Below are 15,466 nucleotides of genomic sequence, written 5' to 3' on the forward strand. Positions count from 1 at the left end.
TGCCAGGGCGCTTGAAGGTCAGCTGACCTGCACGATCCATATGGATGGAGGGGATGCGGCGGATGCGCGTTCGTTGCTGCCGATCCTGGAGCGCAAGGCGGGGCGTATTCTGGCCAACGGTTTCCCGACAGGGGTTGAGGTTTGCGACACCATGGTGCATGGCGGACCATATCCGGCATCGACGAATTTCGGGGCAACGTCGGTTGGCACCCTGTCGATCCGTCGTTTCCTGCGTCCGGTCTGCTATCAGAACATCCCCAGCGATGTCCTGCCGGCGGATATCGCCTGATCTGAGCTTTCATCCCGGGCCGTGAAATGGTTTTTGTTTTCGCAGAAATCAGCTTTCACGGTTCGGATGACCTTTTTTCCGCGCTTGGTCTTACACTTGATTTTTCTTGGGATTGTCAGTGTCGTGACTTGGCATCAGGGGGGGGAGGGTATCAGGAAGCATCATTTGGGAATTTTCCGGATTCTGCGAGATGACGCAGGATTTCCTTCCATTGATTTAGCATTCTTTTGGCAACATCCGGCTCATCGTCGAAGCTCTTATGGACCGCAAGCCCACGTAGCATGCAGAGATTGATCTGGATGAAGGTGCGCGTGCGTTCGCAATCCTGAGAAACGCCGAGTATTTCAGCAATGATATTGTCGCGCTTGGTTGTCCATCGCGCCATGGTATTGCGCAGGTCGCGGCCTAAATCATCGTCAAGTCGGGCTGCCAGCATCAGTTCGAGTGCCGCCATGTATTTGTCGGGTTCGAACAGCTTTTCCCACAGAACGTCGATAAGTTCGTCGGTTTTCATGCTCGGGCGGTTTTGGGCGTCATCAAAAGGCCAGTCGTTTTCCCAGGAACGCATCAGATAATCAAAGGCCGCAACAATCAGCTCGTTGCGGGTGGGGAACTGATGGGTTAACGCCCCGCGAGATACCTTTGCCCGAGTGGCAATTTCCTGAGTCGAGATTCGCTCGTACCCGATCTCGATGAGAGCCTGGAGGGTCGCTTGGCATACGCGTTTTCGCGTATCACTTGATCGTTCTGCCTGCGTGCGACGTTTTCGGGGCGAACTTTTTTTTTCTGTCGCGTCAGAGAGCTCTGATGCCTGATTTTTCAATGCCATAAGGCGTAACGCTCCTGCTTTCGTTGTTGCGTCATAACTTATTTCAACCGGGTTTGATCCCACAAGTCCATTTATAAATATTGACATTTACAAGCAGACTAGTCTGTATGTTTTTATCAAGAACAAAGCCGAACGGACCTAATCCGGCAATCGGCAGCAAGACACGTCAGACCAGAGTGGCCGTCACGACCTGAACATGGAGACCTAGATGCTTGGTAAAAAATTGATTCTTCCGGCAATTGCCGCTGTTTTTGCAGCAGGTGGCGCTTTCACCGCACATGCGGAAACCAGCTTCATTGCCAACTCGTTTTATGATGCAGAACATCCACTCAGCAAATTCGGCTATGTCGAATGGGCGGAAAAGGTTCGCGAGATTTCGGGCGGCGATCTGTCACCTGAAGTTTATACCGGATCTGTTCTTTTGGCGCCGCGCGCAAGCCTTCAGGGCGCGCGCGATAATATTGCCAATGTCGCGAACATCGCGGCGGTCTACACGCCTTCAGAGCTGCCTGTGGCAAATGCCATTCAGGAACTTGGTTTTAACTATTCTGATCCGTTGACTGCGATCTTTGCCGCTGCAGATTTCAGCATGCACAACGCAGTTCAGCTTAAGGAATGGGCTGATAATGGCATTGTTTATCTTGGTGCCTATGCAACACCCCCTTATATCCTTTTTTGCAGCAAGCCGGTTCGCACCCTTGAAGACATAAAAGGCAAACGTATCCGCACTGCCGGATCGAGTGTCTCAAAATGGGTCGAGGAAGTTGGGGGTATTCCCGTGAACGTTCCATCAAGTGAAATGTATACCGGCCTTGAGCGGGGTACACTTGATTGCGCAAGTAATGCCGCCAATGACCTGATTGATCGCTCTCTGTGGGAAGTTGCACCTTATACCACCGAACTGCCGACCGGGATGTATTGGACTGGTCCAGAATGGGGCTTTAACGCCGGTTTCTGGGCAGATCTGACCTCAGCACAACGCAAGCAGCTTATGGATGCAACTGCTTATAGCATGGCAAACATGGCTGTGAATTACATTGCGCGCTCGGAAGCAGCACTTGAAGAGGCTAAAGCGAAGGGCAATGAAGTCAGTCAGCCGTCCCCCGAACTGATGGCGTCGGTCGAAGAATTCCGCGAGAAAGTATTGGGCGAAATTTATACGATTGCCGAACAAAAATATGGTGTCGCTAACGGCGCGGATCTGATCGACGATTTCCGGTTCACCTATGCAAAATGGGAGGGACTGCTGGAACATGCAGATCGCAGTAATGTCGATGCCCTCGCGGCGATCGCTGCCAAGGAAATCTATGGCGATCTCGATCCGACTTCCTACGGCCTAAAATAGGCCCATTTGCCGGATCCATCAGGATGCGGCATTTGCCTTTGGCCGACGCTCTTTGCACCTGGCACTACGACAGTGTGTCCCTTGTCTCCCGGAGCGTCGGCCAAGCCTGAAATTTAATTCCGGCACGAAGCGGAGCGGTATTCATGTCCTTTAATCCTGATCAAGATATTTCAGGTTCTGGCGTAGTTCAGTCCAACTTTCTGTACCGAGCTGTATCTTGGCTTAACACCGCATTTCTTGTGGTGTCTGCATTGTTTGTCGTTCTCATGATGATTCATGTGACCGCCGACGTTTTGCTTCGGACAATTTCGGATTACGGCATAACCGGAACGCTCGAAGTCGTTTCCTACTATTACATGGTCTGCGCGATCTTTCTTGCGTTCGGATATGTCGAGCTTCAAAACCAGCACATCCGTGTCGACCTGTTTGTTCAGCAAATGCCACGGTCTGCGCAGGTCTTTCTTTATGTTCTGGCTTGTTTGGCGGGGCTTGCATTTTTTGGACTTCTTGCCTGGCAGAGCACGCTTGATGCCATTCGCGCGACCAAGTCCTCGGAAACCATCATGTCCAACTTTCTCTTTTACGTCTGGCCGAGCCGATGGGCGCTGCCAATCGGTTTTGTCGGATGTGTTTTGGCGGTGCTGTGCAACCTGATGAAGTCCTTAACCCGCGGGCGCGCGTTGTAAGAGGGAAGTAATGAGTAATCTTGATATCGGTATCATTGGGACCCTTATTGCGCTCGCGATGATTGCTTTGCGTGTGCCAATCGGGATCAGTCTTGGTCTTGTCTCGATCGGCGGTATCGCGGCGATGTTCAATGTAAATGTCGCCTTGGGTATGATTTCTGCAACGCCGTTCGAATATGTCGGTCAGTGGGAACTGACGGCGGCGCCGATGTTTCTGCTTATGGGGTTTATTTGCTCCTCAACCAACATGACCAAAGGGTTGTTTGAAGCGCTGCGGCTGTATCTGGCAAAGTTGCCCGGTGGTCTTGCGATTGCAAGTGTCGGGGCATGTGCCTTCTTTGCGGCGGCCGCGGGGTCAAGTGTTGCGACGGCATCTGCTATGTCACGCATCGCAGTACCGGAAATGCTGCGGAACAATTATGACAAGGGGCTTGCAACCGGTACGATTGCAGCATCCGGAACGCTGGGGTCTCTTATTCCGCCAAGTGTCCTTTTGATCCTTTATGGCGTTTATGCAAAGGTTTCCGTCGGTCAGCTGTTCATGGCCGGGTTCATTCCGGGGGTGCTTTCGGCCCTTGTCTACATGGGCATGATCATGGCGCGGGTGAAGCTCAAGCCATCTCTTGCCGGTAATGTTGTCATAAACCCGACGAAAGAAGAAAAACGCGCTGCCCTGAAAACGATTTGGCCGCTGCCTGTTCTTATTTTCTCGGTGCTTGGGGGAATATTTTCCGGCGTATTTTCGCCGACCGAGGCAGGGGCAATCGGGGCGTCGGTCGCGGCTGTCATTGCGGCCGTTCGCGGAACATTGACGTGGCGCGCGATCAAGAATTCCCTGCGCGATACCATCGTTGCCGCGACGGGCATTTTTGTCATTCTTATCGGGTCTGTGTTCTTTACGCGCTTTCTTGCATTAAGTGGACTTCCGGCCGCTTTCTCGGACTCGATCCTCAGTGTCAGTTCTGAACCGTGGTGGATATTCCTTGCCGTGACAGTCATCTATGTCGTGCTTGGGATGCTGATTGACTCTATTGGGCTTTTGCTGCTGACCCTGCCGTTGATTTTACCGCTGGTAAGCAGTGCCGGACTGGACCCGATTTGGTTTGGGATCATCCTGATCAAGCTTCTGGAGATCGGGTTGGTAACTCCGCCAGTTGGCTTGAACGTTTATATGATCAAAGGTGCTTTGGGGAACCTTGTAACGTTGCCCGAGGTATTCCGGGGTGTCGGATGGTTTATCGCCATGGATTTCCTTACCCTTTTGATCCTGATGTTGTTCCCGATTTTGTCTCTCTGGTTGCCGACTTTGGCGTATCGATGAACTGGGAGATGGAAATATTTTAGAGATTGGGACGGCTTCCATCAGGAATGTGCACATAATATAAAACAAACAGTCTATACTGTTTTTATATGTGTCTGTTATCATCAACGGCCTGAGGATCAATACTGAAACAGGATGGCGAGATGACCGGTCGGACAGCCCGCACACAAGTTGAAAAAAGTGCAGAAACCCGTCGACGCATTATGGAGGCGACGGTCCGGCTTTTGCAGTGGCAGGGCTATTCGCGATTGACGACCCCGGCAATTGCAAAAGAGGCCGATGTCTCGCGTGGCGCTTTGACCCATCACTACGCCACGAAGGAAGACGTTGTTGTTGCGGCGGTCGAATATCAGCTCAAGGAAGCCATCGAAACCACGCGCCGATATGTTGAACAGAACGCAGACAAGGATATTTCTGTTGATGAGATTATTGATTATCTGTGGCGGTTGATGGCGGATGGCCTGTTTTATGTAACTTTGGAATGGCTACCGGAAATGCGCCATAACGCGCTTTTCAAAACGCGCCTCATACCGGTTGTTCAAGGCTTTCACAGCTCTCTCAACGAAATTTGGGCCATTATTTCGCGCCGATACCATGCTGATCCAAGACAGGCAGAAGTCGTCCTGAACGCAACAATGTGCCTGTTTCGCGGCATGGTGGCACAGACCATTGTCCGCAAAGATACCGAATATTTCGATGAACTCCTGTCCTTTTGGCGCCAGCTGCTTCGTCAGATGTTTGCCAACGGATTGGGTATCGATATCTCCGCTTGCTCCACCAGAGAAGAAAGATCATGACTTTAAAACTGATTAAAAATGCCCGTATTGTTGATGGCTCTATTGCCGAACCGACTGAGCCGCTCAACATCCTGATTGAAAATGATCGTATTTGTGAAGTATCGGCCGATGCCACATCGCCGGATGCAGAAGTTATGGATGTGCGTGGCAAGACTGTGATGCCAGGCTTGATCGACTGCCATGTGCATGTCATCGCAACCACCACAAATCTTGGCAAAAACGCGGACCTTCCGAACTCTTTGGTCGCGCTGCGTTCGGCAAAGATCATGGAACGCATGTTGATGCGCGGTTTTACGACCGTGCGCGATCTGGGGGGGGCTGATTACGGTTTGGTCGAAGCGGTTGAGCAGGATGGTTTGCCTGCGCCGCGTCTCGTGATTTGCGGCAAGGCCCTGTCGCAGACCGGTGGTCATACCGACTATCGCGGACGCCACAGCCTGCGGTCTGTCGACTACTACAGAGATCAGATCGGTTCGCTTGGCGTGGTTGTAAACGGCGTTGATGAAGTCCGCCGTGCGGCGCGCGAACAGATCAAGGGAGGGGCCGATTTCATTAAAGTGATGGCAAATGGTGGTGTGTCATCTCCGACCGACCCGATTGCAATTTTGGCCTTCTCAACCGAGGAGCTTAAGGCCGCGGTTGAAGAAGCCAAGAATGCACAGCTTTATGTTTCGGGGCATCTCTATACCGACGAGGCCATTCGCCGTGCGCTTGAGTGCGGAATTGAATCCATTGAACATGCCAATCTGATGAAGCCCGAAACGGCCAAGCTGATCCGCGAAGCGGGGGCCGTCGTGATCCCGACAAATATCACTTATGACTTGCTGGCGCGTGAAGGTGCCCGGTTTGGCTTGCCAGAGGAATCGGTTGCCAAAATCGAAGACGTTCGTGGTGCCGGTCTTGAATGCCTGACCCATCTGCATAAGGCGGGTGTCGTCATGGGGTATGGTTCAGACCTTCTGGGCGAGATGCATGACCACCAGTCCGAGGAATTCCTGCTGCGCGGTCGTTACCTGCCTGCAAAGGATGTCATCCGATCTGCTACCATTGATGCAGCAAAGGTGTTGCGCAAGGAGGGTGAAATCGGTGTGATCGCGCCGGGCGCATTTGCCGACATTATTGTCGTTGACGGAAATCCGCTCGACGACCTGTCCTTGCTGACCCGTCAGGGCGTGCATATGCCGCTGATCATGAAGGGTGGCCGCATTTTTAAAAATACAGGTTCCCTGTAAGTCCGGTTCGAAGATCACCGAATTTCAAAAAAGGAAAGTGCAATGAAGAACGTTACCCTTCCGGTCCTTGCGGTCGCACTCGGGATCGGCGTTACCGGCGCTCATGCCGAAACCAGCCTGGATATGTCGAGCGAATATCCGGTAAGCTCCATTCACGCCCAGACGGCAGATTTTTTTGCCAGAACGCTTGGCGAAGAAACCAACGGCGACATAAGTGTCACCGTCCATCATGGTGGTGCATTGGGCTATAAATCGGTCGATCACTATGACGCTGTCGGGGATGGTGCGGTACAGCTTGCTTCATCCTTCTCGGGCGCATGGTCAGGGATCAACCCAATCTTCCTGGTTTCGTCGCTGCCATTCATTGCGACCTCGATTGAAGATACCCGCAAACTTTATGAAGCAACACGGCCCTTCTATGAAAAGGCGCTCGAAGAGGACAATCAGGTTTTCCTCTATGCCGCACCTTGGCCGGCTTCTGGTTTTTGGGCCAACAAGCCGATTGATAAACCAGATGCACTTAAAGGTCTGAAAATTCGGACCTATGATACCCCTGGTACCAAGACGCTCCAGAATGCTGGCGCGTCACCGGTTCAGCTCAGCTGGGGCGATATCGTTCCGCAGCTTACGACCAATGGCATCGATGCTGTTCTGACATCGGCTGACGGCGGTGCCGGGTCGCAGTTCTGGGAATATTTGTCCGATTTTACCGAAGTAAACTATGCGCTTCCGCTTCAGGTCACGCACATGAACCGCGATGCCTTTGATGATCTTGGTGAAGAAGGTCAGAAAGCTGTTCTTGATGCTGCAAAAAAGGCGGAAACATTCGGGTGGGAGGCCCTGGATTCCCGGGTTAAAGCCAACTACGCCAAGCTTGCCGAAAATGGTGTAACCGTTACAACCGACGTTTCGGCGGATCTTTTGTCGCTGCTGAAATCTTCTGCTGCCCCGGAAGTTGAGCAGTGGAAAGAACGCGTGGGCGACGACGCGCAGACACTGTTGGACACCTATCACGAGCTGCTTGCACAGTAGGGCTCGATATCTTTGAACCCGTATCGGGCATGGCGATGCCGTGTCCGGTACGCTCAACGCGAATAGTATCATGAAATCTCTCGTCAAATTCATCGAAAGCCTGTCCAAGCTGGGAGCTGCCCTGGCCGCTATAACCTTGGTGGCAATGGTCTTGTTCATTCTTTTTGAGATTGTTCTGCGAACGGTTTTCGACAGTTCGACCTTTATCATGGATGAAATGGTTGGCTATGGCGTTGCAACGGCAACCTTTCTGGCGTTGCCCTATGCGTTGGGCGAGGGAAGCATCATTCGCGTCGAATTGCTTCTTGGGCATGTGTCAGGCAGGCATCGCAAGTTTCTTGAAGCTTTGAGCTGCGTCGTCGGTCTTGGTGTGACCTGGCTTCTGATTTCTTTCATGTGGGTCCGGGTTGCGCGCGACTGGTCCCGAAGTACCGTCAGCAGCAGCATTGCCGAAATGCCAATGTGGATACCTCAGGGTGTCATTCTTGCCGGGCTCTGTTTGCTGTTTCTTCAGTTGATCGCGCTTCTGATCAGACAGTTCATCGCAATCCCCGATCGTGCATCAGATGGCGAAACGCTTTGAAATCATGTCGTTTCGCGCGCTGAAACTGTAATTAAAAAACGGGTTTTATCATGGATGCACTTCTTGCTGCGGGATTGGTTCTTGGGCTGATTTTCCTGTTCCTTGGGCTCGGGGTCTGGATATTTGTCGGGCTTCTGGCGGTGAGTGGTCTGTCACTTGCCCTTCTTGCCGGTATGGATATATCGCGCATCGGTACCATTGCTGCCAATATCGTCTATCGATACTCCACGACCTGGGAATTGGCCGCCATTCCAATGTTCATCTGGATGGGGGAGATCATTTTCCGGACCGATATTTCTGATCGGATATTTCGGGGCCTGACACCATTTGTGAACTGGTTGCCGGGAAGATTGCTTCATACAAATGTACTGGGCTGTACCATGTTTGCCGCAGTTAGCGGCTCAAGTGCTGCCACGGCGGCCACGGTGGGTAAAATCACCACAACTGAACTTTCGCGTCGCGGCTATGATCAATCTTTATCGCTGGGCTCGCTTGCCGGGGCCGGCAGCTTCGGATTGCTGATCCCTCCGTCAATCGTGATGATCGTATATGGCATCCTGGCCGAGGTTTCGATCAGCCGCCTGTTTGCTGCCGGTGTTCTGCCGGGCATCATGATTGCGGCGCTTTTTTCTGGCTATATTGCCTTTCGTGCCGTGCTGAAACCTGGCATTGCCCCAGAGGCAGAGGCACGGTTCAAGCCTTTGGAATTGATTGGGGCGATTATCGATCTGCTGCCGATTATCACCCTGATGGTGATTGTACTGGGGGCAATCTATTCCGGGATTGCGACCCCGTCGGAAGCCGCAGCTGTTGGCGTGTTTGGCGCGATTGTGATTACCATCTGCCTGCGCCAGTTTTCGGTTGCGATGTTGGTGCGGACCCTGCTGGGTGCCGTGGTCAGCAGTGCAATGATCTGTTCGATCCTGATTGCAGCAGCCTTTCTGTCGACCGCGATGGGCTATCTGCATATTCCAAGTGAAATTGCGCGCACTATCGGTGAATGGCAGTTGTCCCCTTCGATGCTGATTGTGGTTCTGACGCTGTTCTATCTTGTGCTTGGGCTTTTTCTTGATGGTGTTTCAATCATCGTCATGAGTTTGCCGATCACATTGCCGCTGGCGATGCAGGCCGGGATTGATCCGGTATGGTTCGGCATTTTTCTGATTGTGACGGTTGAGCTTGGCCAGATCACACCGCCCGTTGGCTTCAATCTGTTTATTCTGCAAAGCCTGACAGGGCAGTCTGTGGGCCGGGTGGCAAGATATGCGTTCCCGTTCTTCCTGCTGATGCTTGGCGCGATTGCCCTGCTTGTCTGGTTTCCTGAAATTGCCCTTTGGTTGCCGAGTACTCTTTATGACTGATATTGATCTTGTTCGACTGGCGGGGGCATATGCGGCGAAAGCCCAGCCCGAAGCATCGCTTGACGTAGTAGCCGATATTTATGATTGCAGGTTTAAACCCCGTCTGATGACGTTCTTTGCCTGGGATAATGGCGACGATATGTGCCGTCGCGTCTGGTCAAATAATCCGGAAAAATATCCGACATCGGCAAAAAAGAAGATGGGGCCGACACAATGGGGGCAAACCGTTCTGCGTGATCAGATGCCATGGTTCGGAAAAAACGAAGCGGCCATGCACGAGGCGTTCCCAGACCATGAACTGATTAAAAGTCTGGGCTGTTCTGCCTGCCTCAGTGTCCCGGTCGTTGCGATGGGCAAGTCAATCGGGGCGATCAGTGTCCTGCATGAAGAAGGCAAATATAGCGCATCCGATTTAGGTGACCTTGCTGCCTGTTCGGCGTTGCTTGTCGTGCCGCTTTTGCTGCTTAGAAACCCGATTTTACATATGTATGGGCTTTAGAAAAAAGTTCTTGATTTGTTCTTTTATTTGTGGCATAAGAAGCAAGTCAACGGGAGAAAAGCACCCGGACCGAAACCCGCGAAGCCTTGTGCCTCGCGGGTTTTTGCGTTTGGGGCCGGATGAAAGAGGATATCAGGATGCAGCGGCAAAGACATAGACATGGAAATGGACAGGGCGGCGGGAGCCCCCGCAGGATATGGGGTGGCGGCTGGCGGAGCCATTACGGCGGTATTCTGCCGGAGGCGTAAGAGAACTAAGAGGGCTAACCCGATCATTTGTCATGACGGGAGAGGTGCGTCTTTTGGGGAAGGGATAAGGTGAAACTGCCGGGAGTGGCAGCAATGGCAGCAGCGGGCCAAGACCAGTAGTTGGTAGACAGGTGGGGGCTTTGCGCCCGAGGTGCGTCCGGGCTTCGTCGGTTGCCGGAAATGCCGCCGTGGCCGGAGGTGATCGGAGCGGGCCGCGAGGCCGATGGTTGTCCGTTGGCGAGGATGGCAGAGGCCCGAGATGTGTTCGGGCTTCATCGGTTGCCGGAAATGTCGCCGTGGCCGGAGGTGATGGGAGAGGGCGGCGAGGCCGATGGTTGTCCGTTGGCGAGGATGGCAGATGACCGAGATGTGTCCGGGCTTAAGTCGTGGCGGGGAAGTGCTGTCATGGCAGTAAAGTGGCCGGAGATGGCGGAGCCCGAAGGGGGAGACTTCCTGCCTGGGTATACTTCTTTTGAAAGCAACGCCATATCCGGCCATGTGTATTAATTCGGGCGAGGCGGGTAAGGCCCTTCAATGGCCACGCAATAGCGGATAGCCATTTGCGGCGGGATATTTGGTACGTATTTTGTCTGTCTTTCCGGTGTGTCTCCCAACGAGACGATGCCACCCGTGACGGTTTCAATGACGGTGATGGTTGGCGGGATGGTTGGCGTGCCCGCAACAGTCGTATCCAGATTCGCGAGCGCGACATTTGTCCCCCCGCCCGGACCATACAGACGCGCCGCACCGGTTGCCGAGGACAAAGTGTTGTTTGTCGCGCTGGGTGTCGCGTCCGCGCCGCTGGATGTGGTGGCGGAAATCTGCGTGTTTACCGACAGCTTTCCCGGTTGTCCGGGGATAAAGACGTCCACCTTGGTCGTGGTCGGGGTGAAGTCCGCCTGATGGCTGTGCACGGGCAATTCCATGATCGAGAGGGCGTGGCGTTCGCTGCCACGCAAAGTACCCTGTACAACAGGCTCAAGGCCCGGGCCGGTTCCCGCGCCAATCGGGCTGAAAGCGCGCAAATCCGGCAGGGCGAAATCGGTTCGGCCATTGCCGCCATAGATGTCGGAGAATAACGAGAATAACGCTTCGTTCCCGTTAATACTCATCAGCCCTCCATTCGCATCGGCATAGCCGCCCGGACAGAATCGGACCATTCCGGTCATGCAGATAGAGCCCAAATACGCATTCGGGCTGCATTCGGCCTTGGCTGGCCCCGGCTTCATCAGGATGGCAGCCGTTCCCAAGGCCATTGCGACCATGAAAGATCGCCGTGCTGAGATCATCATCGTGTTTTCCTTTGTGTTGCGGGCAGCAAAATACGGCGCGATACAGTGCCGGGATCATTACGGACTGGGCGGATAGAAACCGACTGTCGCAACACAAAACTTGATCGCGGCCTGCGGGGGGATGTTTGGCTGGGGCACTCCGCCGCCTGCATTGCCAACACTGACCTTTCCGCCGGTAACCGTATTGATCTGTGTGGTTCGTTGCGGGATTGCTGGGGTTCCGGTAACAGAAGTTGTCACACCGGCAAGAGGTACATTGGTGCCGCCGCCCGGACCATAGGGTCGCGATGGCGCGCCGTTGACCTTGGACAAGGTGTCGTTGGCTGCGCTTGGTGTCGCATCGGCACCATTCGCCGTCGAGGCGGAAAAGGTTGTGGTGATGTCAAGATCGCCGGGACTTCCGGGGATGACAACCGTCACGGGGTCAGTCGTCGCCTCGAATATTGCTTCATGGGTGTGGCTTGGCATCTGGTCAACAGTCAGTGTGACGGTCTCCGTGCCGCGCTTTTGTCCAGGCATGACGGTTACGCCTGTATAGGGGTTTTGGCCAATGCCAACCGGGCTGCGCCCCCGGAAATCGGGTATGCCGAAGGTCGTTATTCCATCGCCGCCATATGTCGTGCCATATAGGGAATACAGTGCCTGATAATCGTTAATTGGTAGAATCTGTCCTTTTGCTTCGACATATCCGCGTGGGCAAAATGTGAAGCCAACTGTACACACCGCCCCGATATAGGGTTCTTCTGTGCATGCTGCTGCCGGTTTTGGCGCGGTTGTTGTCGTCGCAACAAATGCCAGCCCGGCGATTGCGGCAAGTGGCAAAAGTTTCAATGATGATTTCCTGATTGAGTGCATGAAACCCCCTTATTTGGGACAAAAAGAAAACAGCCATCCTCTGGATGGGGCGGTGTTGAGGTGATCCGGGACTTCGGATATTGCATCGGGTTGTGGCCCTGAAACCCGTTGTCCTCCTGCTTGCGACTTTTCAAAGCAAGGCGCACAACTGCATAGTGGATAAATTATCGTAAAAATTGCAATCCTGTTTTAACGCCAGGGTGGAATTTCAAGCTGCGATATGTTTCAAAAAATTTGACTTGGCCGGGACTGGGAGGGCCTTGACTTCAAGCACCGGAGCGTATCACTGATGATTACAATGGTATCGCTGGTTCAAATCTGACTTTTTCTGACAATTGCGTAAATTTTGCTGAATAATTGCAGTAATCACAGTAATCGCAACAGAACTACTCTTTCGAGTAGTTGTCGGATGTCTGTTTTTTCGCGACATATACCATTGAGAAATATTGAATTTTACGGAGGCTCTGATGCCGACAAGTGCCACCCGCGCGGGAATTAAAACACAGTCCGTTCTGCACGTTCAGGGTTTTGCGGATGTTCTGCCCCTGGCGCTTGAGCCCCGTTACATGTTCGACGCAGCCGGGGCCGCGACGGCCGCAGAAAGTGCAGAACAGGCGCAGGCAGACTCGGAAGCTGAAAATGCAACTTCGGGAAGTGCCGATGATACAACCTCTGCGGATGGGGGCGATCAGGAAAGTGCTGCTCTGGCTGCAGCGCTGGCACAGGCATCTTCAACGGGTTTCCATGAAATTCAGTCCGCCGATCCGTCGCAGAACAATGGTCGCAAGGAAGCGGTTCTGATTGATACCAGTGTCGCCGACTGGCAAATTCTGGCCAACGGGGTTGCGCCCGGCAAGGCGATCATCCTGCTTGATGGTGCGCGGGACGGTATTTCCCTGATGGCGCAGTGGGCAGAGGGCAATTCCGGTTACGATGCGATTCATCTGCTCAGCCACGGTTCCGAAGGCCAGCTTCATGTCGGGACGGCAACCCTGACGCAGGATAAATTGACCGGCCGCGCCGACGAATTGCAGATGTTGGGCAATGCGCTTGCCGAGGACGGTGACCTGTTGCTCTATGGCTGCGATGTTGCCGGTGGTGAGGGGGCGGCCTTTGTGAACGCCCTTGCGACCCTGACCGGTGCCGATGTCGCGGCATCAACCGATATGACCGGGACCGCGTCGCTTGGCGGGGATTGGGATCTGGAAGCGCATTTCGGCACCATCGACGTCGATGGTGCCGGAGATTTTACCGACTATTCCGGCATTCTTGAGACAGTTAGCTTTGATTCTAGCGATGAGGGTATTACGAACCTGATAAAAACTGTCGGTGGTCAAACCCTGACATTCAGTTCTCAATATGGCTTCTATGATCTGGGAGGCCCCGGAGCCGGATATTCTCAAGCGTTTAATGATGATTCGGTGGGGAATGGCAGTGACGGTACAAAGTTTACCATGGCAATAGCTACTGGTTACAGCTTTGATCTGACTGGTTTCAAGTACTTTACAGAACAAGATGATACCATAACAATCACAGTGACTTACGCTGATGATTCGACAGCAACAGGAACTCTTGCTGCAACTAAAGATTCCGCGCAAACCATTACCGATTTCTCTGTGTTCAGCGGGATTTCGACAACAAGTCTGAATGACATCAAAAGTGTTGTGATTTCCTCCGTCAATGGGGGTAGTAACTCTGGATTAGGTGTCAATGATATTGAGGTTGTTGATGTCAAGGCGATTGTCAGCAACACCGCACCGGAACTGGGCGGTACACCGGCAGATGTTACCGTTACCGAGGATACCCCGACCGCGATTGACCTGTCGGCATACAATGTGTCGGATGGTGATGGGGATACCATCACCCTGACGCTTGCGGTTGACCGGGGGACAATTGCCGGTGCGGCCGGCACGGGGATCACGATTAACAATTCAGGCAGCGGGTCCATGACCCTTCAGGGATCGGCGGCGAACCTGAATAGCTATCTCAATGACACAACCAAGATCACCTACACACCGGCCAGCAACGATACGACCGCAGCAACCCTGACCGTGACCCCCAATGACGGCACGACAAACGGTACTGCCGATACGGTTACGATCAACATCACTGCGGTGAATGATGCGCCGACGGCGACCAATCTGACGCAGACAGTGCCCTTTACCGAAGATGGCGGCAGTGTTGCGCTTGGTGATATCGTTGTGACTGACGTTGACAGCGGCGAGACGGTTACCGCAACCCTGACCGTCGGCAATATTGCAGCGGGTACACTGACAACAGGGACATTCGGATCCGCGACTTCCAGCTATACTGCGGGTACCGGTGTCTGGACGGTTACCGGATCGGTGACGGATGTTAATGCGGCCTTGGCGGCGGTGGCGTTTACGCCCGCGGCGAACTGGGATCAGGATGTTACGATCACGACCCGTATTCGTGATGCGGCAAATACCGGCCCGTCGGATGGCACCATTACGCTTGATGCAACGGCGGTGAATGACGCGCCGGTTGCAACCGCATCGGGCGGGGCCACCGCCTTTACCGAGGGTGCCGGGGCTGTTGCCATTGATGGCAGTTTTACCCTGTCGGATGTGGACAGCGCCAATATGTCGGGTGCCACCATCGCTATTACTGGCAATTTCCAGAACGGGTCGGATGTTCTGGCCTTTACCAACCAGAACGGGATTTCCGGTAGTTACAATGCTAGCACCGGCGTTTTGACCCTGAGCGGTTCGGCATCGGCGGCCAATTATCAGGCGGCGATCCGGTCCATCACCTTTGGCAATTCATCCGACGATCCTTCCACGTCCAACCGAACGATTTCGATCACGGTGAATGACGGGACGGACGATTCCAATACCGCCACCAAAACCGTTTCGGTTGCGGCGGTCAATGATGCGCCGACGGCGACGGCCACCGGTGGCAGCCCGACCTTTACCGAAGGCGGGACGGCGGTTGATCTGTTCTCTGGTGTCGCGATCAGCACGGTCGAAAGCGGCCAGACGATTTCTGGCATGACCTTTACGGTGACCAATGCCGAAGCCAGCGACAGCATTACATTTGACGGTACGGCGATCTCGCTTGTCAACGGAACCGGGTC

The 15,466-nt window shown here is 53.7% G+C and carries 13 protein-coding genes and 1 pseudogene; 11 read left to right on the forward strand and 3 right to left on the reverse strand.

What is annotated here, in order from left to right:
- A pseudogene (locus TH468_RS20915) lies at positions 1–289 on the forward strand (aldehyde dehydrogenase (NADP(+))); the annotation flags it as partial.
- A gap of 151 nt (positions 290–440) precedes the next feature.
- On the opposite strand, the gene TH468_RS20920 reads toward TH468_RS20915, so the two are convergent.
- Entirely contained in the window at positions 441–1,118 is a 678-nt protein-coding gene (locus TH468_RS20920; protein ID WP_168177207.1) for a TetR/AcrR family transcriptional regulator, read from the reverse strand.
- A 208-nt stretch (positions 1,119–1,326) separates the two neighbouring features.
- Here TH468_RS20920 and TH468_RS20925 point away from each other — a divergent pair, with 208 nt between their 5' ends.
- From TH468_RS20925 to TH468_RS20965, 9 genes are all read left to right on the forward strand, one after another.
- The gene (locus TH468_RS20925; RefSeq protein ID WP_085646368.1) at positions 1,327–2,463 is read left to right on the forward strand and encodes a C4-dicarboxylate TRAP transporter substrate-binding protein; all 1,137 of its coding nucleotides are present in this window, start codon (positions 1,327–1,329) and stop codon (positions 2,461–2,463) included.
- A 143-nt stretch (positions 2,464–2,606) separates the two neighbouring features.
- Positions 2,607–3,149: a TRAP transporter small permease gene (locus TH468_RS20930; protein ID WP_085646369.1), complete on the forward strand. Its 543-nt coding sequence runs from the start codon at positions 2,607–2,609 to the stop codon at positions 3,147–3,149.
- 10 nt (positions 3,150–3,159) lie between these two features.
- Positions 3,160–4,470 (forward strand): TRAP transporter large permease, encoded by a 1,311-nt coding sequence (locus TH468_RS20935; RefSeq protein WP_071240694.1) that lies wholly within the window; start codon positions 3,160–3,162, stop codon positions 4,468–4,470.
- A 143-nt stretch (positions 4,471–4,613) separates the two neighbouring features.
- Positions 4,614–5,267: a TetR/AcrR family transcriptional regulator gene (locus TH468_RS20940; protein WP_051682365.1), complete on the forward strand. Its 654-nt coding sequence runs from the start codon at positions 4,614–4,616 to the stop codon at positions 5,265–5,267.
- Entirely contained in the window at positions 5,264–6,499 is a 1,236-nt protein-coding gene (locus TH468_RS20945; protein ID WP_085646370.1) for an amidohydrolase family protein, read from the forward strand. Before TH468_RS20940 ends, TH468_RS20945 begins: the two co-directional genes overlap by 4 nt.
- A 42-nt stretch (positions 6,500–6,541) precedes the next feature.
- Positions 6,542–7,531: a TRAP transporter substrate-binding protein gene (locus TH468_RS20950; RefSeq protein WP_085646371.1), complete on the forward strand. Its 990-nt coding sequence runs from the start codon at positions 6,542–6,544 to the stop codon at positions 7,529–7,531.
- Positions 7,532–7,601: 70 nt separating this feature from the next.
- Positions 7,602–8,114, forward strand: coding sequence for a TRAP transporter small permease subunit (locus tag TH468_RS20955; RefSeq protein WP_085646372.1), 513 nt, complete (start codon positions 7,602–7,604; stop codon positions 8,112–8,114).
- A gap of 50 nt (positions 8,115–8,164) precedes the next feature.
- Positions 8,165–9,475 (forward strand): TRAP transporter large permease, encoded by a 1,311-nt coding sequence (locus tag TH468_RS20960; RefSeq protein WP_085646373.1) that lies wholly within the window; start codon positions 8,165–8,167, stop codon positions 9,473–9,475.
- Positions 9,468–9,974 (forward strand): GAF domain-containing protein, encoded by a 507-nt coding sequence (locus tag TH468_RS20965; RefSeq protein WP_085646374.1) that lies wholly within the window; start codon positions 9,468–9,470, stop codon positions 9,972–9,974. Before TH468_RS20960 ends, TH468_RS20965 begins: the two co-directional genes overlap by 8 nt.
- A gap of 751 nt (positions 9,975–10,725) precedes the next feature.
- Here the strand turns inward: TH468_RS20965 and TH468_RS20975 are convergent.
- Both TH468_RS20975 and TH468_RS20980 read right to left on the reverse strand, forming a co-directional pair.
- On the reverse strand, positions 10,726–11,514 hold the full coding sequence (locus TH468_RS20975; protein WP_085646376.1) for a phage tail protein: 789 nt from the start codon (positions 11,512–11,514) through the stop codon (positions 10,726–10,728).
- Positions 11,515–11,571: 57 nt separating this feature from the next.
- A complete protein-coding gene (locus TH468_RS20980; RefSeq protein WP_168177208.1) occupies positions 11,572–12,345 on the reverse strand; it encodes a phage tail protein in 774 nt (257 codons plus the stop codon).
- A gap of 491 nt (positions 12,346–12,836) precedes the next feature.
- Between TH468_RS20980 and TH468_RS20985 the strand changes: the two genes are divergently transcribed.
- A partial coding sequence (locus TH468_RS20985) for a DUF4347 domain-containing protein (RefSeq protein ID WP_139834783.1) occupies positions 12,837–15,466 on the forward strand: 2,630 nt, incomplete at its 3' end.

The organism is Thalassospira sp. MCCC 1A03138, assembly GCF_002115785.1.
Classification (GTDB): Bacteria; Pseudomonadota; Alphaproteobacteria; order Rhodospirillales; family Thalassospiraceae; genus Thalassospira.